Annotated in this window: 22 protein-coding genes; 7 read left to right on the forward strand and 15 right to left on the reverse strand. The window is 69.8% G+C overall.

Annotation, left to right across the window (positions count from 1 at the left end; genetic code table 11):
• Positions 1–34 precede the first annotated feature (34 nt).
• Positions 35–1,183 carry an acetoin utilization protein AcuC gene (locus FPY90_RS08725; protein WP_498685555.1) on the reverse strand — a complete coding sequence of 383 codons (1,149 nt, stop codon included), beginning with the start codon at positions 1,181–1,183 and terminating at the stop codon, positions 35–37.
• A gap of 298 nt (positions 1,184–1,481) precedes the next feature.
• Between FPY90_RS08725 and FPY90_RS08730 the strand changes: the two genes are divergently transcribed.
• Positions 1,482–2,921 (forward strand): TrkH family potassium uptake protein, encoded by a 1,440-nt coding sequence (locus tag FPY90_RS08730; RefSeq protein ID WP_498685036.1) that lies wholly within the window; start codon positions 1,482–1,484, stop codon positions 2,919–2,921.
• Between the two features lie 25 nt (positions 2,922–2,946).
• Positions 2,947–3,585 (forward strand): potassium channel family protein, encoded by a 639-nt coding sequence (locus FPY90_RS08735; RefSeq protein WP_071213217.1) that lies wholly within the window; start codon positions 2,947–2,949, stop codon positions 3,583–3,585.
• Between the two features lie 72 nt (positions 3,586–3,657).
• On the opposite strand, the gene proC is transcribed toward FPY90_RS08735, so the two are convergent.
• The 6 genes from proC to FPY90_RS08765 all read right to left on the reverse strand — a co-directional run bounded on the left by proC (position 3,658) and on the right by FPY90_RS08765 (position 11,722).
• On the reverse strand, positions 3,658–4,518 hold the full coding sequence (proC, locus tag FPY90_RS08740; protein ID WP_498685038.1) for a pyrroline-5-carboxylate reductase: 861 nt from the start codon (positions 4,516–4,518) through the stop codon (positions 3,658–3,660).
• 56 nt (positions 4,519–4,574) lie between these two features.
• Positions 4,575–5,414, reverse strand: a complete 840-nt coding sequence (locus FPY90_RS08745) for a sugar phosphate isomerase/epimerase family protein (RefSeq protein WP_071212765.1) — start codon at positions 5,412–5,414, stop codon at positions 4,575–4,577.
• Between the two features lie 39 nt (positions 5,415–5,453).
• On the reverse strand, positions 5,454–6,479 hold the full coding sequence (locus FPY90_RS08750) for a Ppx/GppA family phosphatase (RefSeq protein ID WP_071212764.1): 1,026 nt from the start codon (positions 6,477–6,479) through the stop codon (positions 5,454–5,456).
• A gap of 39 nt (positions 6,480–6,518) precedes the next feature.
• The gene (gene topA / locus FPY90_RS08755) at positions 6,519–9,317 is read right to left on the reverse strand and encodes a type I DNA topoisomerase (protein ID WP_498685040.1); all 2,799 of its coding nucleotides are present in this window, start codon (positions 9,315–9,317) and stop codon (positions 6,519–6,521) included.
• Between the two features lie 135 nt (positions 9,318–9,452).
• Positions 9,453–10,097 carry an ArsR/SmtB family transcription factor gene (locus FPY90_RS08760; protein WP_071212762.1) on the reverse strand — a complete coding sequence of 215 codons (645 nt, stop codon included), beginning with the start codon at positions 10,095–10,097 and terminating at the stop codon, positions 9,453–9,455.
• 11 nt (positions 10,098–10,108) lie between these two features.
• Positions 10,109–11,722 carry a DUF7059 domain-containing protein gene (locus FPY90_RS08765; RefSeq protein WP_071212761.1) on the reverse strand — a complete coding sequence of 538 codons (1,614 nt, stop codon included), beginning with the start codon at positions 11,720–11,722 and terminating at the stop codon, positions 10,109–10,111.
• A gap of 58 nt (positions 11,723–11,780) precedes the next feature.
• Between FPY90_RS08765 and FPY90_RS08770 the strand changes: the two genes are divergently transcribed.
• Both FPY90_RS08770 and FPY90_RS08775 read left to right on the forward strand, forming a co-directional pair.
• Positions 11,781–12,365 carry a GNAT family acetyltransferase gene (locus FPY90_RS08770; RefSeq protein ID WP_286135215.1) on the forward strand — a complete coding sequence of 195 codons (585 nt, stop codon included), beginning with the start codon at positions 11,781–11,783 and terminating at the stop codon, positions 12,363–12,365.
• A gap of 552 nt (positions 12,366–12,917) precedes the next feature.
• Positions 12,918–14,762, forward strand: a complete 1,845-nt coding sequence (locus FPY90_RS08775) for an HNH endonuclease signature motif containing protein (RefSeq protein ID WP_498685042.1) — start codon at positions 12,918–12,920, stop codon at positions 14,760–14,762.
• A 180-nt stretch (positions 14,763–14,942) separates the two neighbouring features.
• Here FPY90_RS08775 and trhO read toward each other — a convergent pair whose 3' ends face one another.
• Positions 14,943–15,857, reverse strand: coding sequence for an oxygen-dependent tRNA uridine(34) hydroxylase TrhO (gene trhO, locus FPY90_RS08780; RefSeq protein ID WP_071212758.1), 915 nt, complete (start codon positions 15,855–15,857; stop codon positions 14,943–14,945).
• 137 nt (positions 15,858–15,994) lie between these two features.
• Between trhO and FPY90_RS08785 the strand changes: the two genes are divergently transcribed.
• Positions 15,995–16,663: a GNAT family N-acetyltransferase gene (locus FPY90_RS08785; protein WP_071212757.1), complete on the forward strand. Its 669-nt coding sequence runs from the start codon at positions 15,995–15,997 to the stop codon at positions 16,661–16,663.
• Positions 16,664–16,767: 104 nt separating this feature from the next.
• Positions 16,768–19,113: a DEAD/DEAH box helicase gene (locus FPY90_RS08790; protein ID WP_071212756.1), complete on the forward strand. Its 2,346-nt coding sequence runs from the start codon at positions 16,768–16,770 to the stop codon at positions 19,111–19,113.
• Positions 19,114–19,147: 34 nt separating this feature from the next.
• On the opposite strand, the gene FPY90_RS08795 is transcribed toward FPY90_RS08790, so the two are convergent.
• The 7 genes from FPY90_RS08795 to ssd form a co-directional block, all read right to left on the reverse strand.
• Positions 19,148–19,627, reverse strand: coding sequence for an Rv3654c family TadE-like protein (locus tag FPY90_RS08795; RefSeq protein WP_498685045.1), 480 nt, complete (start codon positions 19,625–19,627; stop codon positions 19,148–19,150).
• A complete protein-coding gene (locus tag FPY90_RS08800) occupies positions 19,624–19,968 on the reverse strand; it encodes a TadE family type IV pilus minor pilin (RefSeq protein ID WP_498685048.1) in 345 nt (114 codons plus the stop codon). Before FPY90_RS08800 ends, FPY90_RS08795 begins: the two co-directional genes overlap by 4 nt.
• Positions 19,969–19,985: 17 nt before the next feature.
• Entirely contained in the window at positions 19,986–20,210 is a 225-nt protein-coding gene (locus FPY90_RS08805) for a DUF4244 domain-containing protein (protein ID WP_498685050.1), read from the reverse strand.
• Positions 20,211–20,426: 216 nt separating this feature from the next.
• Complete coding sequence (locus tag FPY90_RS08810; RefSeq protein WP_498685051.1) at positions 20,427–21,026, reverse strand: type II secretion system F family protein; 600 nt, start codon at positions 21,024–21,026, stop codon at positions 20,427–20,429.
• On the reverse strand, positions 21,023–21,796 hold the full coding sequence (locus FPY90_RS08815; protein ID WP_498685053.1) for a type II secretion system F family protein: 774 nt from the start codon (positions 21,794–21,796) through the stop codon (positions 21,023–21,025). The genes FPY90_RS08810 and FPY90_RS08815 overlap by 4 nt, the downstream gene beginning before the upstream one ends.
• Positions 21,793–23,034 carry a TadA family conjugal transfer-associated ATPase gene (locus tag FPY90_RS08820; protein WP_498685055.1) on the reverse strand — a complete coding sequence of 414 codons (1,242 nt, stop codon included), beginning with the start codon at positions 23,032–23,034 and terminating at the stop codon, positions 21,793–21,795. The genes FPY90_RS08815 and FPY90_RS08820 overlap by 4 nt, the downstream gene beginning before the upstream one ends.
• The gene (gene ssd / locus FPY90_RS08825) at positions 23,031–24,392 is read right to left on the reverse strand and encodes a septum site-determining protein Ssd (protein ID WP_498685056.1); all 1,362 of its coding nucleotides are present in this window, start codon (positions 24,390–24,392) and stop codon (positions 23,031–23,033) included. The genes FPY90_RS08820 and ssd overlap by 4 nt, the downstream gene beginning before the upstream one ends.
• Before the next feature lie 180 nt (positions 24,393–24,572).
• On the opposite strand from ssd, the gene FPY90_RS08830 reads away from it, so the two are divergent.
• The gene (locus FPY90_RS08830) at positions 24,573–26,270 is read left to right on the forward strand and encodes a bifunctional 3'-5' exonuclease/DNA polymerase (protein ID WP_498685058.1); all 1,698 of its coding nucleotides are present in this window, start codon (positions 24,573–24,575) and stop codon (positions 26,268–26,270) included.
• Positions 26,271–26,280: the final 10 nt, after the last annotated feature.

The raw sequence follows: 26,280 nt of genomic DNA on the forward strand, positions 1-26,280 counted from the left end.
TCCGCATATACGCGCGTTGGCATCTTGGGCTGCCCTAATCGAACCAGGGGTCCAGCCCGAAAAGCGGGAAGATCTCCTTGCGCGTGGCCATGATGGTGCGGTCCACCGGATCCGCCGGGTCGTAGCCGACCTCCCAGGACCGCCACCACAGCTCGGCGTTGTCGCCCATGGACTCGGGGGTGCGGACCCCGTAGCGCCCCAGCACGTAGTCGCGCCACTGTCGCGGCACGGGGGTGGCCAGCGGCACCGGCTTGCCCGAGGCGACGGCCACCAGGTGGCTCCAGGCCCGCGGCACCACGGAGGCGGTGTTGTAGCCCCCGCCGCCGGTGGCGATCCAGCGGCCGTCGCAGTGCCGGGCCGCCAGCTCGGCGATGTCCAGCGCGTTTTGCCGCTGGGCGTCGATGGTCAGGCGCAGGTTGGACAAATCGTCGTCGCGGTGCCCGTCGCAGCCGTGCTGCGAGACGATGACCTCCGGGGCGAAGGCCGCTGCCAGCTGCGGGACGACCGCGTGGAAGGCGCGCAGCCAGGCGGCATCGGTGGTGCGCGCTGGCACCGCCACGTTCACCGCGGTGCCCTGCGCATCGGGCCCGCCGATCTCGTTGGCATACCCGGTGCCCGGGAACAGCGTCATCCCGGATTCGTGGATGGAAATGGTCATGACCCGCGGGTCGTTCCAGAAAATGGCCTGGGTCCCGTCCCCGTGGTGCGCGTCCACGTCGATGTACAGGACCTTTTTCACGCCGCCGTCCAGCAGTCGCTGGATCGCCAGGGCGGCGTCGTTGTAGATGCAAAAGCCGCTGGCCTTGGACGCGGAGGCATGGTGCATGCCGCCGCCGAAGTTCACCACGTGCAGGGCCCGCTCGCCCAGGATGGCCTCGGCGGCGGCCAGCGACCCCCCGGCCAGCCGGGCGCTGGCCTCGTGGATCCCGGCATAGGCGGGATTGTCCTCGGTGCCCAGCCCGCGGGCCTCGTCGGGCACCTCGGGATGGGCGCTGACCTCGTGGACCGCGGCGATGTAGGCCGGATCGTGCACCGCGGCCAGCTGCTCGTCGGTGGCGACTTCGGGCTCAACCAGAGTGAGGTTGGCACGGTCGAAGAGGCCCAGGTCCGCGCAGAGCCGGGCGGTGAGCTCGAGCCGGAGCGGGTGCATCGGATGGGTCTCGCTGAAGCGGTAGGCCATCATCTGCTCGCTCCAGATCACCTGGGTCGGGGGCACGGGCGCATTTACGGCAAACACACACTTAGGCTACGCGATCCGCCGGGCGGGTGTGTGCAAGGACACCTGTTCCTTCCGGCCGGACCGCCGCGAGGACGCCACCGGCGAACCCGGATGCGGGGATGCGTTTCCCCGCGCCGGGGCCCCGTGGCCGCGCGTCGCGCCGTTCCCCGGCGGAACCCGTGGCGGCATGGTTTATTGTGGGAGCTTGCGGGGCAGGGCTTCCGCACCGAAGATGTCCACGTCTTGGAGCCGAGCTATACACATGGGAACGCCTCCCTTTTCCGAACCAGCACGACGGGCCGGCGCCGAATCCGGCGCGCCGGCCAGATGGCGCACGCGCGTGGGCCAGTGGCGGGCGCTGGCCTCGGATTTCACCGTCCGCTCCCCCGCCCGCCTGGCCCTGTTCACCTTCGTCATCGTCATCTCGCTGTTCACCTCCGTGCTGGCACTGCCGGTGTCCTCGGCAAACGGCGAACCCACTCCCTTCTACGACGCCCTGTTCACCGCGGTCTCCGCGGTCTGCGTCACCGGGCTCACCGTCGTCTCCACCGCCACCCACTGGTCCTTCTTCGGCCAGCTGGTGATGATCATCGCGGTGTTCGTCGGCGGCTTGGGCATCCTGACCCTGGCCTCGGTGCTCTCCCTGGCGGTGTCCAAGCGGCTGGGCGTGCGCGGTAAGCTGATGGCACAGAACTCCATGAACACCTCCGCGGCCTCCACCCTGGGCGAGGTCGGTTCGCTGCTGCGCATCGTGATCACCACCTCGGTCGCCATCGAGGTCGCACTGGCCCTGATGCTCATCCCGCGCTTCCTCATCCTGGGCGAGCCGGTGGGCGAGGCCGTGTGGCACGGGATCTTCTACTCCATCTCCTCCTTCAACAACGCCGGGTTCACCCCGCACTCCGACGGCCTGGTCCCCTACGAAACCGACCTGTGGATCCTGGTCCCGCTGATGCTCGGGGTCTTCCTGGGCTCGCTGGGATTCCCGGTGCTGATGGTGCTGCTGGCCCACCGCTTCAACACCCGCAAGTGGTCGCTGCATGCCAAGCTGACCCTGCTGGTCACCACGATGCTGCTGGTGGCCGGGGCGCTGCTGTGGGCGGCGGCCGAATGGACCAACCCCGACACCATCGGCTACATGTCCGACGGCGACAAGGTCATCCACTCGGTCTTCGCCTCGGTGATGACCCGCTCGGGCGGCTTTTCGCTGGTGGAGCAGGGCGAGATGCACCAGGTGACGATGCTGCTGTCCAACGCGCTGATGTTCGCCGGCGGCGGCTCGGCCTCCACGGCCGGCGGCATCAAGGTCACCACCATCGCGGTGATGTTCCTGGCGATCTTCGCCGAGGCCCGCGGCGACACCGACGTGCGCGCCTTCGGCCGGCGCATCCCCGAGGGCACCATGCGCGTGGCCATCTCGGTCATCGTGCTGGGCGCCACGCTGGTGATGCTGGCGACCGCCTCGCTGCTGGCGATTTCCGGCACCTCGCTCTCCCGGGCGCTGTTCGAGTCGATCTCGGCCTTCGCGACCGTGGGGCTGAGCACCAACCTGTCGGGAGAATTGCCGCCGGCGGGCAAGTACGTGCTCTCGGCACTGATGTTTGCCGGCCGAATCGGTACGATTACCCTGGCGGCGGCACTGACCCTGCGCCAACGCAACCAGCTCTACCACTTCCCCGAAGAGAGGCCCATCATTGGCTGAGAAGAACACGGACCACAACGCCCCGGTGCTGGTCATCGGGCTGGGCCGTTTTGGCGCCTCGGTGGCCGAGCAACTGGTCAAGCAGGGCCGCGAGGTCCTGGCCATCGAACGCAACCAGGAACTGGTGCAGAAGTGGGCCTCGGTGCTCACCCACGTGGTGGAGGCCGACGCGACCAACATCGACGCGCTGCGCCAGCTCGGCGCCCAGGAGTTCACCTCCGCCGTCGTGGGCGTGGGCACCTCCATCGAGTCCTCCGTGCTGATCACCGTGAACCTGGTGGACCTGGGCATCGAGCACCTGTGGGTCAAGGCCATCACGCCCTCGCACGGCAAGATCCTCACCCGCATCGGCGCCAACCACGTGATCTACCCGGAGGCAGACGCCGGGGTGCGCGCCGCGCACCTGGTCGGCGGGCGGATGCTGGACTTCATCGAGTTCGACGACGGCTTCGCGATCGTGAAGATGTTCCCGCCCAAGGAGACCCAGGGCTTCACGCTGGCCGAGTCCCAGGTGCGCTCCAAGTACGGGATCACCGTGGTGGGCGTGAAGTCCCCCGGCGAGGACTTCACCTACGCGCAGCCCGACACCAAGGTCACCCGGCGCGACGTGCTGATCGTCTCCGGGCACGTGGATCTGCTCGAGCGCTTCGCCGCCCGGCCCTAGGGGCCCCGGACAACGCAAAGTTCCCCCTTCCGCCGCGTGAAGACGCCACGGAAGGGGGAACTTATGTGCTTGCTAGGCCAGTTCCCGGGTGATCGCCGCGGCGCGTGCGGCGGCGGCCGCGGCCCCGCGGGCAACGATCCCCGCAAGGTCCTCCGCGTCGAAGACGGCCAGGGCCTGAACGGTGGTGCCGTTGGGGCTGGACACCCCCCGGCGCAGGGCGGAGGGGTCGGCCTGCGGGTCGACAAGCATCTTCCCGGCCCCGGCGACGGTGGCGCGGGCCAGGTCGGTGGCCAGCGCCGGATCCAGGCCCAGCTTGACCCCGGCAGCGGCCATGGCCTCGGCCAGGTAGAACGCATAGGCCGGCCCGGAGCCGCTGATCGCCGACACCGCGTCCTGCTGGGATTCGGGGACCACGTGGACCACCCCGGAACCGGCGAACAGGTCCACGACCGCGGCCAGCGCCGCCTCGGAGACGGTCTCCCCGGCGCTGAGCCCGACGGCGCCGACGCCCACCTTCAGCGGGGTGTTGGGCATGGAGCGCACCACCGGCTGGCCCGGGGCAAGGTGCGCGGCGATCATCTCGATGGTGATGGCCGCGGCCACCGAGACCACCACGGCGGTGGGCTTGAGCACGTCCCTGATCTCGTCGCAGAGGGCGGCGATGCCCACGGGCTTGACACCCAAAAAGACGATGTCTGCGTCCCGGGCGGCGGTGCGGTTGGCTTCCGGGTCCTGCTCCCCGACCAGGACCGTGACGCCGGTCTCGGCGCGCAGGTCGTGGGCCTTGGCATTGCTGCGCAGCGTCGCCACGATCGCCCCGGGGCTGTAGCCGGTGGCGATGATGCCGCGCAGCACCGCCCCGTTCATGGATCCGGTGCCCAGGAAGGCAAGTCTGTTGGCGGCCAGGTCGGAAGTCGAAAGCACGGAAGTCATGTGCCCATTGTTCCACGCCCGGCGGCCGGACCGGCCGGTTTGCCGGCGTGCGGCGGCTAGATCGAGTGGGTCCCCGAGGCGGCGCCCTCGTTGGCCGGGGCCAGGTGCCGCCGGGCGAACTCGAGGGTCTCGCCCAGCCAGGCCTCGCGCTCCCCGGCGCCCTTGGCCTTGCGCGTGGAGACCTCCACGGCCACCACCCCGTCCCAGGCCGAGTCGCGCAGGTACTCGATGGCCTCGATGACCGGCTGGGTGCCGCGGCCGGGCACCAGGTGCTCGTCCTTGCCGTTGTTCAGTCCGTCGCAAAGGTGCACGTGGGTCAGCCGCTGCCCCAAATCACGCATGGCCACCGCCGAGTCCATGTCGGCGATCGCCGAGTGCGAGAAGTCCCAGGTGACGAACTCGTAGGGTTCGGGGACCGGGTTCCAGTGCGGCAGGTACATCTTCGCCTCGCGGCCCCGGGCCCGCCACGGGTACATGTTCTCCACCGCGATCTTCACCCCATACTCCTCCATGATGCGGCGGATGCCGGTGGCGAACTCGGTGGCATAGGTGCCCTGCCAGCGGAACGGCGGGTGGGCGACCACGACGTCGCAGCCGACCTGCACGGCCATCGCGGCGGCGGATTCGATCTTGTTCCACGCGGTGCCCCAGACCTGCTGGGTCAGCAGCAGCGTGGGGGCGTGGATGGCCATCACCGGCTGCTCGTAGCGTTCGGCCAGCCGGTTCAGCGCCACCGCGTCCTGCGACACCTGGTTGCCGGTGACCAGCACCTCGACCCCGTCGTAGCCCAGGTCGTGGGACACCGCGAAGGCGTCGTGGACGTTCAGCGGGTATACCGAGGCGCTGGAAAGCGCCACCGGGATCGGGGCCTTGGCGCCCGTGCCTGACTCGACCATGGATCCTGTGCCCCTTTTCTTTCGCTACAGAGTCTTTCGCTACAGAACGTTGCTGCCCTGGGACATCGACAATACCGAGGATTGTCCCAGTGCTACCTCTCCGACACCCACGCTACTACTGAGCGGAGCGGTGGAGTCAAACAGGACGTGGTCGAACCTGCGCAGCATCAACCCCTCGCGCAGCGCCCACGGGCAGATCCGCAGGCTCTTGACCTTCAGCGCGTTCATCGCCTCCAGGGCGACGATGGCACCGGCCAGCAGCTGCGGGGCGCGGATCGCCGAGACCCCCGGAAGCTCGGCGCGTTCCTCCCAGTTCATCGCGGTGAGCCGGTTGGTCCAGACCTTCAGCGACTCGGCGCGCAGCACCCGCTTGACGTAGGGGCCCTCCGCGGACGGGGCGGCCCCGGTGATCCGGGCCAGCGACCTGAAGGTCTTCGAGGTCCCGGTGACCATCGTCGGCTTGCCGAACTGGCGCAGCTCGGCCACCGGCTCGGCGAGCACCTCGCGCACGTGGTGGCGCAGCGCCTTGACGTCCTTGATCGAGGGCGGGTCGGCCTCCAGCCAGTCGCGGGTCAGCCGTCCGGCCCCCAGCGGCACCGAGTGGGCCACGGTGGGGAACTCGTCCTGGCCCATGGCCAGCTCGAAGGAGCCGCCGCCCATGTCCAGGTTCAGCAGCGAATCCGAGCTCCAGCCGAACCAGCGGCGCACCGCGTAGTACGTCATCCCGGCCTCCTGCTCGCCGGTCAGCTCGGTCAGCCTCACGCCCGTCTCGGCCACGACCCGGGCCAGGACGGCCTCGCCGTTGGCCGATTCGCGGATCGCCGAGGTGCAGAAGGCCAACAGGTCCTCCGCGTGGTGGTTGATCGCGAATTGCGCCGCCTCGTGCACGAAATCCAGCAGCTCGTCCTGGCCCTCGGGGGTGATGGCCCCGTGCTCGTCCAGGTAGGCCACCAGCGAGAGCGGGCGCTTGTGCGAGGCGAAGGGCACCGGCCGGGCGCCCGGATATGCGTCGACCAGCAACAGGTGAACGGTGTTCGACCCGATATCCAGTACGCCCAGCCTCATGGTGTCATCCTCATGTGTGTGGCCCCTCGCCGCGTGCGGCTAGTTGCCGGTCTTCTTGGCCGCCGGTTTTTTGGCCGCGGCCTTTTTCGCCGGGGCCTTCTTGGCCGGTGCCTTCTTCGCCGGGGCCTTGGCCGCGGAGGTCCGCTTGACCGGTCCGCGGGCGCGCTTGTCCGCGAGCAGCTCGATGGCCTTCTCCCGGGTCAGCTCCTCCAGGGTGGTGTCGCGCGGGATCGTGATGTTGGTGACCCCGTCGGTGATGTAGGCCCCGAAGCGTCCCTCCTTGACCACGATATTCTTCTCCGAGACCGGGTCCACGCCGAACTCGGCCAGCGGCGGCACCGCGGCACGGGCGCCGCGGACCTTGGGCTGCGAGTAGATCTCCAGCGCCTCTTCGAGGGTGATCGTGAAGATCTCCTCCTCGGAGCCGATGGAGCGCGAATCGGTGCCCTTCTTCAGGTAGGGCCCGAAGCGGCCGTTCTGCACGGTGATCTCCACGCCCTCGGCGTCGACGCCCAGCACGCGCGGCAGCGAGATCAGCCGCAGCGCCTCCTCGAGCGTGACGGTTTCCACGGTCATCGACTTGAACAGCGAACCGGTTCGCGGCTTGGCCTTGACCGGCTTCTTCGGCGGCTTGGGCTTGCCGTTCTTGTAGTACTCCACCGGCATCGCCGCCAGTTCCTCGGCCGTGGGCTCCACGATGACCTCGGTGACGTAGGCGCCGTAGCGCCCGTCCTTGGCCACGATGGTGCGCCCGGTCTCCGGGTCGGTGCCCAGCACCCGCTCCGAAGGGCCCTGGGTCTCCATCAGCTCGATGGCCTTCTCGGCGGTGAGCTCGTCCGGGGCCAGGTCCTCGGGCACGTTGGCCCGCTGCGGGTCGGTGCCCTCGGGGGCGTCGGCCGGCAGCGGCTTTTCCAGGTACGGGCCGAACTTGCCCACGCGCAGCACGATGCCCGGGGCGATCTCGATGGAGTTGATGGCCCGCGCGTCGATGTCGCCGAGGTTGTTGACCACCGATTCCAGGCCGACCTGCCCGGTCTCGGGCGAGCCGAAGTAGAAGTCCTTGAGCCAGGCGGTGCGGCCCTTCTGGCCGTGGGCGATCTCGTCCAGGTCGTCTTCGAGGCGCGCGGTGAAGTCGTAGTCGACGTACTTGCCGAAGTGCTCCTCCAGCAGGCGGATCACGGAGAACGCGATCCAGCTGGGCACCAGGGCGCCGCCGCGCTTGGTGACGTAGCCGCGGTCCATGATGGTGGAGATGGTCGGCGCGAAGGTCGAGGGGCGCCCGATCTCCCGGGCCTCGAGCTCCGCGACGATCGAGGCCTCGGTGTAGCGTGCCGGCGGGGACGTGGTGTGCCCGATGGCGTCGATGCCGGTTCCGGCCAGCGCGTCGGCGACCTTCAGCTGCGGCAGGCGCGCCTCCTCGGCGGCCTCCGCGGCCTCGGCCTCGCGGGCGGCGTCGCGGCCCTCCTCGTAGGCTGCCATGAACCCGCGGAAGGTGATCACGGTGCCGGAGGCGGAGAATTCCGCGACCTGCCCGGTGGTGGATTCCCCGGCCAGCTTGATGGTGGCGGTGAAGCCCTTGGCGTCGGCCATTTGCGAGGCGACGGTCCGCTTCCAGATCAGCTCGTAGAGCTTGAACTCGTCGCCCGAAAGCTGGGCGCGCACGGTGGCGGGGCGGCGGAAGGAGTCGCCGGCCGGGCGGATGGCCTCGTGGGCCTCCTGCGCGGCGCCGGACTTGGCCTTGTAGAGCCGCGGGGAGGCCGGCACGGATTCGGATCCGTAGAGTTCGGCGGCCTGCTTGCGGGCGGCGTTGACCGCCTCGTTGGACAGGAACACCGAGTCGGTACGCATGTAGGTGATGTAGCCGTTTTCATACAGGCGCTGGGCGACCTGCATGGTGGACTTCGAGCTCCAGCGCAGCTTGCGGCTTGCTTCCTGCTGCAGCGTCGAGGTGGTGAACGGTGCGGCCGGGCGGCGGGTGTAGGGCTTCTCGTCGACGTTGGTGACGGCGAAGTCCGCATCGGCCAAACCGGCGGCCAGGGCCTGGGCCTTGGCCTCGTCCAGGTGCGCGACGGAGCCGGTCTTGGGGGTCTTCAGCTCGCCGCGGTCGGTGAAGTCGCGGCCGGTGGCCACCCGTGCCCCGTCGACGGAGGAGAGCTTCGCGCCGAAGGATTCGCCGTTGGCGGTGGCGAAGGTGCCGGTCAAGTCCCAGTAGGAGGCGCTGCGGAAGGCCATGCGTTCGCGTTCGCGCTCGACGACCAGGCGGGTTGCCACCGACTGCACGCGTCCGGCCGACAGGCCGCGGGCCACCTTGCGCCAGAGCACCGGGGAAATCTCGTAGCCGTAGAGGCGGTCGAGCACGCGGCGGGTTTCCTGGGCGTTGACCAGGTCGGTGTCCAGCTCCCGGATGTTCTCCATGGCACGGTTGATGCCCTCTTGGGTGATCTCGGTGAACGCCATGCGGTAGACCGGGACCTTGGGCTTGAGCACCTCGAGCAGGTGCCACGCGATGGCTTCGCCTTCGCGGTCCGCATCTGTTGCCAGATAGAGCGCGTCGGCGCCCTTGAGCTTGGCCTTGAGTTCGGCAACGCGCTTTTTCTTGTCCGGGTACACGACGTAGTAGGGGTCGAAGTCGTTCTCGACGTCCACGGCGAACTTGCCGTAGGGCCCCTTCTTCATCTCCGCGGGCAGATCGGCGGGTTGCGCCAAATCGCGGATATGCCCCACCGAGGCGTCGACTTCAAAGCCCTCGCCCAGGTACTTGGCGATGGACTTGCTTTTAGCCGGGGACTCCACGATCACGAGCTTCATTCCGGTCTTTTCCTTGGCCTTGGCGGGCACAACACTCCTATTAGCAACCAGTGGTGCACCAAAGTGGGCGCACAGCACATTCCCTGCTCTAGGTTAGCCGTATTTTTGCGCCCGACGGCAAGCAGGGACCACGGGACCCCGTTTTCCCGCCCGAGCCGCTTGGTGTCAGCGGACCTGGCCGTCACGGATTTCGGGCAGGAAGGAAAGCATGTAGTAGAGCCGTTCCCCGTCCACGCCGCGGGCCTCCGGTTCGGCCAGGGCCTCGTATTCGTAGAGCAGGTCGTAGACCTTGGCGATGAAATCCTTGCGCTGGGATTCCGAGAGGAAGACCACCCCGGTGGTCAGCACCGGGGCGCGGTCCGGCTCCGGCTCCTTGCCTTCCTTGCGTTCTTTGTCACGACGGGCGATCTCCGCGGAGAGCCGTTCGCGGAACGCGTTGAGCTGCACATTCAGGTAGGCATTCTTCGCGGAGGTCGAATCCGAGAGCGATCCGAGCACGAGCTGGCTGCCGGCCGCTTTCCACCGGCGTTCACGTCCGTCGCCCTCGCTGGCGGCGCGGACCACGTAGCCGTATTTCTCCAGGGCGCGCAGGTGGTAGCTCATGGCGCTGGGCGTGAGTTCGCAGCGCGTGGCCAGCTCGGTGGCGGTGCGGGTTGACTGCGAGGCGAAGAGTTCCTCGAGCACCGTCAACCGCGCCTCGTGGGCGAGTGCCCGGATGGCTTGCGGGTCGCTGATGGACACCGGCTGGGGCGGCGCCGGTGACAGGCCAGGGTTGCTGGCACCCGGTCCCGGGGAAGTGTTCTGGCTCATATAAAAAAACTTTAGCGGTTGTTTCGCATCTCCAAAAGGAAGCCACGCTTAATGAGCCGAACAACCCCTTCATAAAGCCTTGCGGAAAACTCCGAATCGTCTGGGGCAATCAGCGACTCCAACGCACCGACTAGGGACGATACGTCCAGGTCCCCGTCGCAGGCGGAAACGAAGCCGGCCAGGGCGGTGTCAAGTATTTCGGTCCGCCGCAATCCGGCACCTTGGCGTAACAAGATCACCCCGGGATGCTCGGCACCCGGACGCTGGTGGCGTTCCTCGGTGACGTCCTCCGCCACCACCAGGTGGAGCGCACCCACGTCGCGCGACTCCAGCTCGTCGGCCACGGCGATGTCGCGGGCCAGGTACGGGCCGACGGGTTGCTCAATGGGGTAGCCGATGGACTCGAAGAGCCTCCCGAATCCGGCGCTTCCGGCCGCCGGGCGGCGCAGCCACACCATGCCGAAGCCGATGGCTGCGACATTGCGCGAGGCGAAGTCATCCAGGTACGCGCCGTACTGCAGGGCGAACTCCTGTGCGTCCCGCCCCTGCGAGGCGTCGCGCAGCCAGGTCTCGGCGTACTGCGTGGGGCTGACCGCTTCGCGCTGGATGAACCAGGCCTCGGTGTCCCCGGTGAGCCAGGAGCGCGGGCCGTCGCTCCATTCCGGGTCCTCCCCCGCGGATGCCGCGGCGGTGATTTCCCAGTTGGCGAGCATCTGCGCGCTGCCTCCGGGGTTCAGGATCCCGGGGATCGAACGCACCAGGGTCTCCACCAGGGTGTCCCCGGGCATCCCGCCGTCGCGGTAGGTGAAGCGCTCGGCGTCGTCTTGGCCCTCGAGGCGCGGGGTGATGACGAACGGCGGGTTGGAAACCACCAGGTCGAAGCGCTCCCCCGCCACCGGCTCAAGCAGGGAGCCCAGGCGCAGCTCGACGCGCTCGGCCAGGTTCGCCGGGTCCAGGTCCAGGGCCGCGTGGTTCAGCAGCAGGTTGAAGCGGGTGAAGCCCAGGGCGCGGGCCGAGATGTCGGTGGCGACGACCTTGCGGGCGTGGGACAGCAGGTGGAACGCCTGGATCCCGCAGCCGGTGCCCAGGTCCAGGGCGGTGTCCACCTGCGGGCGGATGGTGGTCTGGGCCAGGGTCAGCGACGCCTGGCCGATGCCCAGCACGTGGTCGTGGCGCAGCACCCCCGGGCGCTGGTGGGCCCCGAGGTCGCTGGCGACCCAGAGCTCTGCGTCGGCATCCGAGGCGTGCGGGCGCAGGTCGATTTTCGCCCGCCACCGTCCCCGGCCTTCGTCGGACGGTTCGATGGCATCGAGCCGCAGCAGCCCGTCGACGCCAGTGGCTTCGAATGCGGCGGCGACCTCGTCATGTCCGGCATCGGCGCCCAGCATGAACAGCCCGAGCATGGTCCCCAGCGCGCCGGGCTCCGGCCTCGAGGAGATGCGGCGCAGTGCAGGGACGAGCGCATCGCGCATCAGCGCCTCGTGGGCGACCTCGCCCAGGAAGCCGGTGATTGACTCGTGCCCGTATCCGGCCGCCCGCAGGTCGGCGGCAAACCGGTCCAGGAGCGCGACATCGTCGCTGCGGGGGGCATCGGGAACCTGGGCAAAATCAATGGTGGAAGTCACGCCTCACAGTCTATCGACGTCGCTCAAACCGGGTAGCGCCTTGCCTATGATGGAACCCATGATTGAAGTCACCACCACGCACCTGCAGCAGCTCTCCCCCGACGAGCTGATCCCCTCCGGGCGGGCCCTGCCTGCCGGGGCGAGGATCGAACGCGTCGAGGCCATCACCCCGGAGTTCAGCAAGTTCCTCTACCGGGGAGTGGGCAGCGGATGGAACTGGGCCGACCGCCTGGCCCTGACCCGCACCGAGTGGGAAGCGCTGTTGCTGGCCCCGGGCACCGAAACCCATGTGCTTTACGTTGACGGGGCACCGGGCGGATACATCGAGCTGGTGGGTCGCTCCGAGGGTGCGGCGACCGAGGTCGAGATCATGTACTTCGGCTTGTTCCCCCATTGCATCGGCCAGGGCCTGGGCGGCACGTTGCTGACCGAGGGAATTTCCCGGGCGTGGGACCTGGATACACGCTTCGAAGGCTTCGCCCCGGTGTCCCGGGTTTGGGTGCACACCTGCACCCTGGACGGCCCGGCGGCCATCGCCAACTACGAGGCCCGCGGCCTGCGTGTTTTCCACATGGAACACGAAATGATCTCCCCCGGGGACGGTGCCGTCGGCATGTGGCCGGCCGAATCCGCCAACTCATGATCCCCAAAATATAAGTTAAATACCTATTTTTTGGACGATGTTGTGTCTGGCTGGCCCGCACCGCCGGCCGCGAGAATGCCCCGGCGGTGCTGTGGCCGTGGCCGGCAACGGGACTCCTGGCGGCAACCGCTGTCTTCCTGTCCGCCGAAGCAGGTACGCCCTGTTCCGGAACCCCTGCCGCGCAATGGCTGACCACCACCGCGCCCGCGTGGATCCGCAACTATCCCCGGAGCAGCTGGCCATGGTGTTTGCCGTGGGCCTTTTCCTGGTTGAAAGCGCCAACATCGTGGTGCGCAGCGCCCTGCACCCGGGGCCCATGCAGCCGCGCACGGTGCGCGCCGAAGCCACCCGACCCCTTCCTGGCCTGCGCGGTGGCCGGCTCATTGGGCTGGCCGTGGTCGGCGTCGCCCTGATCGTGCTGGCTGGAAAGGGCTACCCCCGCCTTGTGCCTTCCGGTGCCGGTCGTCCCCGAAACCAGTCCCGGAAAAATAGTTATCCACAGATTCCCGGATCCGACCCCGCGGCTCCCGGGTTCGGCGCATGCTGGTGGACATGGAAGCAACCCGGTTCATCGAACTCGCCGCGGGCACCCGCGGCGCCCCGGGACACCACGTGTCCCCGGACGATGAACTGCGCGCCCTGCTTGAGGCCCAGGCGCTGGTCAGGGACCTGGGCCGCAGCATTGCCGCGCGCACCAAGTCCCCCGTGCAGGCGGTGCTGTTCGCCCAGCTGGCCGAGGATGCGCACCGCACCGCAGTCCACACCCAGCTGCTGGCCGCCGACACCGCACGCCGCACCCTGGCCCACGAGCTCCCCCAAGAAGCCTTCACCAAGATCACCGAGATCCACGACGACCCGGTTCCCTACGTGGAGGGGTCGGTGCTCTTGCCGGCGGACCCGGCCACGGTCCCGACCGGGCGGCCGGTCTTCAAGGACACCACCGCGATGCTCACTGGTTTGCTGCACATCAGCTTCTTCGCGGCCCGCGAACGGATGCGGTCGATCGATCGGCTGCTGCCGGGCACCGACCTCAACGGGGTTACGACCCCGCCGAAGTTCCCGGTGCTGGCAGGGGACCTGGCCGACGGGACCGCCGACCCCGGCCAGATCGGGGCCGCGGCGCGAAAACTGGAGGAACTCGCCCCGCACATCAGCCAGCGCCCCGAACCGGCCCGCTTGGCAGGGGAGCTGGAGCACCAGGTCGCCGAGTCCGTCCGCCGGGAGGACCCCCGCACCACCGCGAAGCTGCTGGCCGGGATACAAGCCACCCTCGAGCAGGACATTGCCGAGGTTCCGGAGGAATTGCTGCGGGCAAAGACCGGGCTGTTCTACCGCGGCACCACCGGCGGTATCGGCGAGTTCCTGCTGCGCACCATGCCGCGGGACACCGAAGCCCTGCTCGCACTGTGCGCCAGCACCGACAACCCGAAGACCAAGGCCGGCGACCGCGACGGGCTGCTCGCCCAGGCCTTGGCCTCCACCTCGACTACGGGAACGGGTGCAGTCGCTCCGGCCACGACAAGCGAGGCCGGAACCAACGGTTCCAACGGTTCCAACGGTTCCAACGGCCAGCCGGGCACACCCGACCAGGCCGGCACAGGCTCCGGATTCCCGGATTTCCTCACCGACCCCGCCACCGGCGCCCCGCTCACCGACCCGGACACCATCCGGAAGCTCTCACTGGACCCCGAGGGCCCGGGCATCGTCGGCAACCTGTTCACCGCAAACGGCACCGGCAGCGACGCGGGCACCCGGAACGGGCTATTCGACCCGGAAACCATGAACTCCACCGCCTATGGAGGCGACGGACTCACCCCGCCCCAACGACACCTGCAGGGACTGCTCAACCTCATCCGGGCGGCGGGCCAACCACGCACCGGGAAGAAGACCATCGGCCTGCCCTCCCCGACGACCTTCATCATTGCGACCCTGGACGAACTGCGCGGATTGGCCGATACCCACGGCATCACCAGCCATGGCCAAAAACTGACCCCGGCGGAACTGCGCCAGGCCTTGTGCAACGGCGGAGCCGTGCCCATGACCCTCAACGGAAAGTCCCGGATCCTGGACCTCGGCCAGGAGGAACGCTTCTTCCCCGACTACATGCGCGAGGCCATCATTGCACTCTACGGGGGATGCATCATGCCCGGCTGCACGGTTCCACCCGAATACCTCGAGATCCACCACTATGATTTCTACGCCGACGGCGGCAGGACCGCGATCCACCTCGGAGCCCCGTTCTGCCCCGACGCCCATCACGGCATACATTCCGGGCTCTTCCAGGTCATCCGCGACGACGACGGGCTCTTCTCCGTCATCTTGCCCAAGTTCATGGATCCCGAGCAAAAACCGCGGCGCAACACCTACTGGCGCACCCCCGAACCACGCCTTTTCTGAGCGCTGGTGCCGGCCGGACGTCGCGCCGCGGATCAATCGCCAACCAGCCGACGGCCGGCATGCGGGTACGAAAAGGCGGTCCACCCCGGCACTTGGCCGGAAGGGGACCGCGCAGGCCCGATCTTCAAGGAAATTGCGGCCCGAGGCATTGCGGTCCCCTATCCCAGGGGACATGCCGTGCTAGGCCTTGAGCAGGTCGGTGGCTTCCGCGACGCAGTCGGGGCACTGGCGCAGTTCGTCGGTCGCGGCGCATTCGGCGCAGAAGAGCCGCAGGTTCCGGCAGGAGAGGTTCGAGCAGTTCTCGAACTTGTTCGTCGGGGCCTCGCAGCACACGCATTTTCCGATGGTCACTGCGTCTTCGCTGAATTCCATATGCATGCGCTTGTCGAAGACATACAGTGATCCTTCCCACAGCCCCTTGTCGCCGTAGGTTTCCCCGTAGCGGACGATGCCGCCCTGCATCTGGTAGACCTCGGTGAAACCGCGCTTGACCATGAGCGCCGAGAGAACCTCGCAGCGGATGCCGCCCGTGCAATAGGTGACGATCGGCTGGTCCTTCATCCCGTCGTACTTGCCCGATTCGATCTCTGCGATGAAATCGTGGGTGGTTTCGACCTCCGGCACGATCGCGTTCTTGAACTTGCCGATCTGCGCCTCAAAGGCGTTGCGGCCGTCGAAGAACAGGACCTCCTGGCCCGCGGCCTTTTTCGACTCCACCAGCTCGTGCAGGGCCTCGGGCTTGAGGTGGACACCGCCGCCCACCACGCCGTTTTCATCGACTTCCAGCTCGCCGGGGGCCCCAAAGGAAACCACTTCGTCACGGACCTTGACCGAAATCCGGGGGAAGTCCTCGGCAGAGCCTTCCGACCACTTGATGTCCATTTTCTTGAACGCCGGATACTCCCGGGTGGCCTTCACATACTTCTTGACTTCCTTGATGCCACCCCCGACCGTGCCGTTGATGCCGTCCTTGGAGATGATGATGCGGCCACGCAGACCCCACCTCTCCAGAAGGGCACGCTGCCAGAGGCGCACGGCCTCGGGATCGGCCAGCGGGACAAAGGCGTAATACAAGACAATTCGGTTCTGCGACACGCTCTTAAGGGTATGGCCTAAAACCCGTTAGGCGCACGTGAGGTGGCAGTGATCACCTGGTTAACGCAGTGTTTCAAGCTTGCAACAGTTCCCCCAAATGGACGCCAAGTAGGCAGGACACGGGGTAGGGTCGGAACATGGGATCTACTGCAAGCGATGAATTAATCGGTACATGGGTATCTGGCTGGGCCGGTGCACGAGGCTACGAGAGCAGGCACGAGGGCCGCGTCCATGCAGCCCTGCGCCATGACACGTCGGGTGACTGGGAATATGTCATTTACGAGCCTTCCAACGAGGAATTAGTGGCCGTCGCGGAGACGCTGCACAAGCATCCCAAGCGTCGACTGACGGCGTTTGCCGACGAGACTTCGACCCTGATCGAGGCCGCCCGGGCGGCGGGGCTCAATGTACTTAATTCCGACGAGGTCCTGATGGTCACGGCGATGGGCGGCCACGATGTCGAGGAACCGCGTCCGACCGATGGCTTCGCCTTCCAGATCGAACGCGACCAGACGCACGCCTACGTGTCCATCCACCCGGTCGACGACCCGGAGGTCGTTGCGGCCAGCGGCCACGTTTCCGCCGTCAACGGCTACGCCATCTTCGACCGCATCATCACGGCCCCGGAATTCCGGCGCCGCGGCCTGGGCAGCCTGACCATGCGCGCCCTGGTCTCCCTGGCCCTGGAACACGACGTCGAGGAAGGCCTGCTGATCGCCAGCATCGACGGGCAGCAGCTGTACAAGTCCCTGGGCTGGACCAACCTGGGCAACGTCGTACTTTTTGAAGGCAAGCAGGAAGCCTAAGCGGCCTCCGGCACCTCGAAGTGGTGGGTCTCGCGGATGCGAGGCCCACCACTTTCTTGTTCACGTGGCCACGGGCCTGTGCCCGGTGATGCCACAATGAAGCGGTGAACGCATACTCGGAACAGATCGCCTTGCTGGGCCACGGGCCAACTCCCCAAGCGCTGCTCCATTCCCGGATCATCGAGGCCAGGGACGCGCTGCCCGGCCCCTGGCCCGACTGGGTGCACCCCGAAGTGCGAACCGCCTTCGAACGCACGGGCGTGGCCTCCCCGTGGCTGCACCAGGTGCAGGCCGCCAACCTGGCCCACGAGGGCAGCAACATCATCGTGGCCACCGGCACCGCTTCGGGCAAGTCGCTGGCCTACCAGCTTCCGGCCCTGAACGCGATCCACACGTCGGCCTTGCAGAACCAGGCCAGCCTGGTTCCCAACGACGCCACGGTGCTCTACCTGGCACCCACCAAGGCGCTGGCCGCCGACCAGCTCAAGGCGATCGAGGGCTACCGGCTGCCCACCGTGCGGGCTGCCGGCTACGACGGGGACACCGAGGTCTCGGCCCGGCGCTGGATCCGCGACCACTCGAACTTCATCCTCTCCAACCCCGACATGCTGCACTTCGGGATCCTGCCCAACCACACCTGGTGGGCGCGGGTGCTGCGCCGGCTGAAATTCGTGGTCATCGACGAAGCCCACTCCTACCGCGGGGTCTTCGGCTCCAACATCGCCAACCTACTGCGGCGCTTGCGCCGGATCTGCGCGCACTACGGGGCCAACCCGGTGTTCATCGGCGCCTCGGCCACCAGCGCCGACCCGGCAGCCTCCTTCTCCAGGCTCATCGGCGCCCCGGCCACGCAGGTCACCAACGACTTCTCCCCCAAGGGCTCGGTGACCGTTGCGCTGTGGGAGCCGCCGCTGACCGAGCTGCACGGGGAAAACGGCGCACCGACCCGGCGCACCGTGATCGCCGAGACCTCGAACCTGCTGGCCAACCTGGTCTGCTCCCACGTGCGGACCCTGGCGTTCATCAAATCGCGCCGCGGGGCCGAAACCATCGCCACCATCACCCGCTCGATGGTCGACCAGGTCCATCCCTCGCTGCCCGACCGGGTGGCCGCCTACCGCTCCGGCTACCTTCCCTCCGAGCGCCGGGAGCTGGAGAATGCGTTGCGCGACGGAACCCTGCTGGGGGTCGCGTCCACCTCGGCGCTGGAACTGGGCATCGACGTGGCCGGGCTCGACGCGGTGCTGGTCGCCGGCTGGCCCGGGACCCGGGCCTCGTTCTTCCAGCAGATCGGGCGGGCCGGGCGCGCCGGGCAGGATTCGCTGGCGGTGCTGGTGGCCAGCGACGACCCGCTGGACACCTACCTGGTCAACCACCCCGAGGCGATCTTCGAGGCCGGCGTCGAGGCCACCGTCTTCGACCCGGAAAACCCCTATGTGCTCTCCGGGCACCTCTGCGCCGCAGCCGAGGAACTCCCGCTGCGCGCCGAAGACCTAGCGGCCTTCGGGCCCAGCGCCCACGGGTTGCTGGACTCGCTGGTGGAGCGCGGGTTCCTGCGCCGCCGCCCGGCCGGCTGGTTCTGGACGCACCCCGAGCACGCGGCCTCCATGGTGAAGCTGCGCGGCGACGGCGGCGGGCCGGTGAGCATCATCGAGTCCGACACCGGCGCGCTGCTGGGCACCATGGATTCCCCGCAGACGCACTACCAGGCGCACGACGGGGCCATCTACGTGCACCAGGGCGCCACCTATGTGGTCGACGAGCTGAACGAAACCGACCACTGCGTCATGGTCACCCGCGCCAACCCGGACTTCTACACCCAGGCCCGGGACATCACCACGGTCGAGGTCGTCACCAACGACCGCGCGGTGGCGTGGGGGCCGATCACCGCGAACTTCGGCGACGTGGTGGTGACCACCCAGGTGGTGTCATTCCAGCGCAAGTCGGTGATGAGCAACGAGATCCTCTCCGAGGAGCCGCTGGCGCTGGAGGCCCGGGACCTGCACACCAAGTCGGTGTGGTTCACCATCCCCGAGACCCGGCTGCTGGCCGCCGGGATCACCCCGGAGGAATTCCCCGGGTCGCTGCATGCGGCCGAACACGCGGCCATCGGGCTGTTGCCGCTGGTGGCCTCCAGCGACAGGTGGGACATCGGCGGGGTGTCCACGGCGCTGCACATGGATACCGGGATGCCGACGATTTTCGTGTACGACGGACACCCGGGCGGTGCAGGTTTCGCCGAGCGCGGCTTCGACGCGGCGCGCACTTGGCTGGGTGCCACCCGGGACGCGATTGCCGCCTGCGAATGCGCCAGCGGTTGCCCCTCCTGCGTGCAGTCTCCCAAGTGCGGGAACAAGAACAACCCGCTGGACAAGGCCGGGGCCGTGCGCCTGCTTTCCGCGATCCTGGCCGAAGCGCAACAGGCGGCCGGGCCGCTCCCGCTGGGATAGCCGGCCCGGCCGCCCGGGTTGCCCGCCGCGCTGGTCACTCGCCGCGCCAGGGTTGCGGCGGCGGCCCGGCCCGGGCCACCGACTGCGCCCGGGTCAGCGGCGGCAGCCAGCCCACCGGGGACACCGGCACCTGGACCCGCACCGTCACGACCTGGCCGCCAGGGCCCTGGCGCGTGCAGCCGGCCAAGGTTGCCTCGTTCGCCGCGGCGGTTGCGGCGGCGACGGCGCACGGGTCCCCGGGCAGCAGCTGGCGGGCGGCGTCCGCGGCGGCCAGTGCCGCCAGGTCCGCCGCCGTGCCCGCCTTGGCCCCGGCGTTGGAGACCGCGGTGAACATCAGCACCACCACCAGCCCCAGCGCTGCCACGCACACCACCGCGAGCATCAGCACGGTGCCGCTGCCGCGTTGGCGCCGCTCCGGGGAATGGCTCGGGCAATGGCCCGCGAACGTGGCCGGGTGCCTGTCAATCGCCGGTTCCGGGGCCGGGCGCGTGTGGGCGCCGGGGGGCGGGCTCATGGTTGCTGCTCCGTGCGTGCGTTGGCTTCGGCCCGCAATTCGATGGCCCCGAGCAGCGGCAGGTCCACCGCGGCGCGGACGACCACGTGCCCGTAGCCGCCGGATTCACCGGTGCTCACGCTGATCCGTTCACCGGCAATGCGGTGGGCGGTGCCGACGGCCTCGGATGCCGAGGTCCCGCGGGCCAGTTCCCGGGCCGCGGCACTTGCCGCCTGCTGGATGCGGACCTGCTGGCCGCCCACGGCACCGGCCCCGGCGACGACGGCCAGCAAGATGGCCACCGCGGGCAGCAGCACCGCCACCTCGGCGGTGGCGGAACCTGCTTGCGATTCCCTGGCCATGGCGCGCCTGCCTCCGGCTAGAAGGACAGGGCCTGGCGGATCAGGCCCATCAGCAATCCGCGCACGTCCCCGCTGGAGAGGATGCTCACCAGCAGCCCGGCGAAGGCCACCGCGGCCAGGGTGACGATGGCGAATTCGGCTGTGGTGCTGCCTTCCTCGTCGGCCGGCGCCAACGGTGCCTGTTCGGCGTCCAGATGCAGGTCGATGTGTCCGGGTGCGGCATCGGTCAGGTGGTTGTCCATGGTTTTGTCCTTTGTTCGGTCGTGGTGAGGTTGCTCCTGGAACAGCGGATTTCCCGCGTGCCGCCACGAGGGTGTGGCGTGCGGATCCCACTTCGAGTGTGGGGGTCACCCTCCGGGCGCTTCGCCGGGGAAGATGCGGGCTGGGGATAACCGGCGGCGGACGGCCTGGGCGGCAGGTGCGCTGTCCGCGAGGCGGTGCCGGAAGGTGCGGGGAAGCTAGAAGCGCGGGAGCAGGGAGATCACCACGGGCACCACGCCGAGGCAGATGAAGGCCGGAAGCGCGCAGAGCCCCAGCGGAATCACCAGCTTGATGCCGAACTCGGCGCCGCGGGCCTCGGCCTCCCGGACCCCGCGCTTGCGGGCGGAGGCCGCGGCCGATCGCAGCAGGGCAGCGGCCGGGGCGCCGGAGAGCCGGGTGAGGCGCAGCGCCTGTTCCAGTTCGCGCGCCGGCCCGGCACCCTGGCCCCAGGCCCGTTCCCATCCGACGTTCAGGTCCAGGGCGCGGGAGACCAGCAGCAGCGAGGCGTAGCCCGGGACGGTGGTGCCGACGATGCGCAGCACCGAGCGGATCGGCAGCCCGGATTCGAGCAGCGTGGCACACATTTCCAGCACCAGCGGCAGTGGTTCCGCGGGGCCTTCGGCACCGGCACCGGCATCGGGACCGGCATCCGCACGGTCCAAGTCCGGCGTGCCGTTGCGCCGCAGGAGAGCGGACGGGGTCCGGACCCGGGACGGGCCCTGCGGCAGGGACCCGGAGCCGGTGAAAACCCACACCGCGGCACCCGCCAGGAGCACCGCGAGAAGTGCGGGAATCACGAGGGCACCTTGTTGGTGATGGCCCGCAGCATCCTGCCGCACCACCAGCGGTTGCCCAGCCACAGGCAGGCACCTGCCACCAGCGCGATGCGGCCGGCGGGATGCGTGGTGAGGACCGCCAGCGGGTTGATGCCCAGCAGCTGTCCCAGGCCCAGCCCGATGCCGGGCAGGAAGGTCAGCAGCCTGCTGGTGGCACGCGGTCCGGCGAGCGCGGAGTGCAGGGCCCGATGCATGTCGGCGGCGGTTTCCGCGTCTTCGGCGAGGGTGTCGAGCAGTTCGGCCAGGGCCGCGCCTGATTCCTCGCAGATCGCCAGGCACCAGGCCAGGCGCGTCCACAGCCGCCGGTTGCCCAGGTGGGCGGCGGCGTGGGCGGCCAGGCCCTGCTGCAGTGTTCCGCCGGTGTGCACCTGGGCCAGGGCGCGGCTCGCCCCGGAGTAAAGGTCGATGGCGGTGCGGGTCGACCCCCGGGCCCAGAGCTCGGCCAGCAGCCCGAAAGCGGCAGCCGGGCCGGTGCCGGCACGCAGCAGCGCGGCGAGCTGGCGCAGGAACTTCGCGTATTCCTCGGTGTCGGCCGCGTGGTCGGTGCGTTCGCGGCGGAGGGTGCGGCGCGCTGGCCGTCGGGCGAAGGCATCGTGCGGCAGGCTTCCCGGGTGGCCGGGCGGCATCGGGAGCCGGTGGCCCCCGGCGTTCCCGCCGCCGAGCCACAGCCAGGCGGCGGCGCCAGCCAGCAGCACGGCCAGGGCGGCGAGCGCCGCGAGGGCCGCGCTCACCACGGGCTCGTTTCCCCGGCGGATTCCAGCCGGGAGCGGAACCAGGCCAGGGTTCCAGGATCGCAGGTGCCGGATTCGTGGATCAGCCGCACCGCCAGCGTCCCGGCATCGGTGAGAACCAGCCGGCCGAGCTGGACCGGCCCCCTGGCCCCGGTGGCAGGGTCGCGCCGCACATGGATCAGCACATCCAGGGCGCTGGCCGCCTGCAGCGCGGTGGCCGCGGCGTCCATCGACGCCAGTGCGCCCATCGCCGCGAGCCGTGCGGGGACCGCAGCCACGGAGTTGGCGTGCAGCGTGCCGGCGGCCCCCTCGTGCCCGGTGTTCATGGCGCCGAGGAACTCGCGCACCTCCGCTCCACGGCATTCCCCGACCACCAGCCGGTCCGGGCGCATGCGAAGCGCCTGGCGCACCAAGGCCTGCAGCCCGATCTCCCCGGCGCCCTCCACGTTGCCGCCGCGGGCCTGCAGCCCGATCAGGTGCGGGTGCGAGGGGGCGAGCTCCGCGGAGTCCTCGACCACGATGATCCGCTGGTTTCCCGGGACCCGGGCCAGCATCGCGGCCAGCAGCGTGGTCTTGCCGGCCCCGGTGCCGCCGGAGACCAGGAAGTTCAGTTTCGCCGCGACGACGGCCTCCAGGGCCGCGAGCCAGTGGGAGTCGGCGACCAGGGAGTCCAGCGTCTGGTTGCTCTTGGACTTGATGCGGATGGACAGCAGCGGGCCGCCGGTGGAGATCGGGGGCAGCACCGCGTGGATGCGGTAGTTGCCCAGCGAGACGTCGACGAAGGGAGCGGCGTCGTCCAGCCGCCGTCCCCCGGCCGCGGCCAGGCGCACGGCCAGCGCGCGGATCTGCCCGGGATCGGTGAAGCGAAGCTCGGAGGCATGCAGCCCGGCGCTGCCGTCGACCCACACCCGGCCGGCGGCGTCGACGAGGATGTCGGTGGTGCCCGGGACCTGGGCGAGACGTTCGAGGACCCCGAGACCGTGGATGTCATCGCTCAGGCTGCGCAGCATCTCGGTACTGGATGCCGCCCCCATGACGCTGCCCGAGGCGCGCACCGCCGAGGCCAGGTCCACCTCGCTCAGGCCCCCGGTCGATTCCATGGCGCGGCGGCGGATCTCCTCGAGCACCCTCGGGTCGGCGGACTGGTCCTGCGCGGGCGCCGGCGCGGCCCAGCGTCGCCTCCCGCGGCCCGGGGTGCCTGCGGGTGCCGGGTTATCGGCAGGTTCCGGGGTGCTCATGCCGCCTGCCCCGCTGCCGACCCGGGTGCAGCACCGGAGTGCTCCCCGAGCCGGGCGACGGCGCGGCGCAGCGGGCGGTGCGCCAGCGCGTTCATCAGCGCCCCGTCCGCGGCACAGCGTTCGATGCGGCGGGACGGGGCGAAGTACCCGCCCAGTTCCACTCCGGTCCTCCGGGCCAGCGCGCGGGTGTCCGTGCCGGGGGCCAGTTTCCCGGTGAGGACCAGCCTCCAGTTCGCGGCCTGCTCCCCCAGCCGCGCCGAGGTTCCCGCCGCACCGTTCCCGGGGCGTGCGGAAAGCAGCAGCAGCCGGGAGTTGGCCAGCGCGGCCACGGACGCGGGAACCCCGGTGACGTGTCCGGCGTCGACCACGACCCGTTCGTAGATGCGCCGGGAGGCGGCCAGCACCTCGGTGAGCAGGGCCTCGGAGGGCGCAAAGCAGCCCGGGTTCCGCACCCAGGAGAGCACCGCGGTGCCCGCCGACAGCGGGAGGATCTCGGCGAGCTGGCCCGGTGAGAGCTGGCCGCGGGCATGCTGCAGGTCCTCCCAGCCCAGGCCGTCCGGTTCCCTGGCCCGCAGCACCGGCCAGAGCCCGGCCGAGTGCGGGTCGGCGTCCAGCAGCAGCGTCCGGTGCCCGTCCAGCGTGGCCGTTGCGGCCAGCAGGGCGGCGAAGGTCGAGGTCCCGGCCCCGCCGCCGGCCCCGGCAACGATGGTGGTGTGGGCGCGCCCCGCATGCAGGCCCAGCTCACCGAGGTATTCGCCCAGCCATGCGGCGGCCTGCGGCAGCACCGCCACCCGGGCCCCGGGGCAGGTGGCGGCCGCACGCCACAGCACGCCCTGGTGTTCTTCCCCGCCGGTGAGCACCAGCGTGGAGGCGGCAAGCCGGGCATCGATGTCCGCGACGCAGTCCTGCCCCACCAGGATCACCTCGTCGCGGTGTTCGGCCACCTGGGCGGCGTCCCGGCACGGCAGCAGCTGCACCCCCGCACCCACGGCGACGGCGGCCAGCACCTGCGCCAACTCCACGTCGCGGCTGAACAGGATGCAGCGGGCCAGTTCAGCCGGCCGGCTTCCGGCCGGGTCCGGGGTCCGTGCGGGGCTCATCGGCACGGTGGAATCGGCGGGCGTGACGACGGGCATGACTGCGGGCATGGAGCGCACCGGAAACCCGTCGGGCTCGCCCAACCAGGGCACCGGTGCCGGCGCCGCGGCAGGGCCGGGCCCCGGGACGGCGCCGGGTGCCCGGGCAAACCCCGGTTCCGGGGGCCGTGCCTGCGCCCGGGCCGCCCGCAGTGCCGGAAGCTGCAGGTTCCGCGGTCCCGCCCCGGGCAGCCGGGCCACAAATCGTCTCTGTTCATTCATGCCCCCCAGCGTGGCCGCACGGCACCGCCCCGGTGAAGCCCCCGGCGGCCGGGGAACGGACAACTCCCCGCGGGCACCGACCGGCGGTGTGCGGGAAAGCGGGAAGGCGCGACGGCGGAGGGGCGGACCGGACGGACACCCAAGGAACTGCGAGAATGAAGCGTGCAGCAATTTGCGGTAGTGGCCACCCACTCCATCTCCCAGCCCGAACCCGAAGCCGGTTCCGCCACCGCCGTGGTCCAATTGGTCGACGCGGGCGGCACCGCGCTCATCCCGCCCATGCAGGTCTATGGCGACCAGCTTCCCGCGGTGGTCGCGGAGCTGGAGGCCACGCACAGGCCGCGCTGGGTCTTCGACTCGGTGCATGCCTGGTACCCGGGGCTGGTGGCCGCGGGCGTGCGCATCGAACGCGCCCACGACGTGGGGCTGGTCCGTGCCATCCTGCGCAACGCGCCCTACGCGGTGCCCGGCGAATACCTCTCGGCCCTCGGCCGGGAACCGGATCCGGCCAACGCCGCCCCGGCGCACCTCTTGCCGCCGGCACGGGTGCCGGAGAACCAGGGCGAGCTGTTCTCCGAGCCCAAGGACCGCTCCGGCGCGCTGGAAAACGTGCTCGCCGAGTTCCTGGCCCAGCGCGCCGCGGTGCCGGACACCCAGCGCGGGGCGAAGCTGGGCCTGCTGCTGGCCGCCGAGTCCGCCGGGGCGCTGATCGCCGCGGAAATGACCCATGCGGGAGTGCCCTGGGACGTGGCGGAGCACCACCGGCTGCTGCATGAGGCCCTGGGCCCGCAGGTTCCGGCCGGGGTGCGGCCCCCGCGCATGGAGGAACTGGCCGCGCAACTGCGCACCCTGCTCGACGCCCCGGCACTGAACCCCGATTCCCCGGCCGAGCTGCTCAAGGCCATGAACCGGGCCGGCATCGCGGTGTCCAACACCCGCGCATGGGAGCTGACGGAGATCAAGCACCCGGTCATCGAGCCGCTGCTGGCGTACAAGAAGATCGCCCGGCTGGCCACCGCCAACGGCTACGCCTGGGTGGACCGCTGGGTGCATGGCGGACGCTTCCGCCCCGAATACATCGTCGGCGGGGTGGTCACCGGGCGCTGGGCCTCCCACGGCGGCGGGGCGCTGCAGATACCGCACCAGGTGCGCTCGGCGGTGCGCGCCGATCCCGGCAAGGTGCTGGTGGTCGCCGATGCCGCGCAGCTGGAGCCGCGCATCCTGGCCGCACTCTCGCGCGACACCGCCCTCGCGGCGGCGGCAACGGCCCGGGATTTGTACCAGGGGATTGCCGATGCCGGGTTCGGCGGGGACCGGGCGCATGCCAAGGTCGCGATGCTCGGGGCGATGTACGGGGCCACCAGCGGCGAATCCGGCCGGCTGATGCCCCAGCTCAAGGCCACCTACCCCCAGGCCGTGGGCCTGGTCGAATGGGCCGCGGCCCAGGGCGAGGCCGGGGCGGGCGTGGCGACGTTCCTGGGCCGCGGAACCCCTCAGGCGCCCGAGGGCTGGCTGAAGTCCAGGTCGCGCGCCTCCACGGAGGCCGAGCAGCGCGCGGTGGAGGCCGAGGGACGGTCCCGCGGCCGCTTCACCCGCAACTTCATCGTCCAGGGCACCGCGGCCGAGTGGGCGCTGTGCTGGATGGGCGAGCTGCGCCGCCGGATGAACGCGGGCCGGGCGGCCGGGGTGGACACCGGCGAACTGGTGTTCTTCCTGCACGACGAAATCATGTTGCACGTCCCGGCGGCGCAGGCCCAGGCCGTGGTGGACCTGGTGCACGAGTCGGCCAGGTCGGCCTCCGAGCTGCTCTTCGGCAAGATCCCGGTGGACTTCCCTGTCACCGCGGTCGTCGTCGATTCCTACGACCAGGCCAAGTAGCCTCCGGGCC

This window comes from Arthrobacter sp. C2 (genome assembly GCA_024207135.1).
Classification (GTDB): Bacteria; Actinomycetota; Actinomycetes; order Actinomycetales; family Micrococcaceae; genus Paeniglutamicibacter.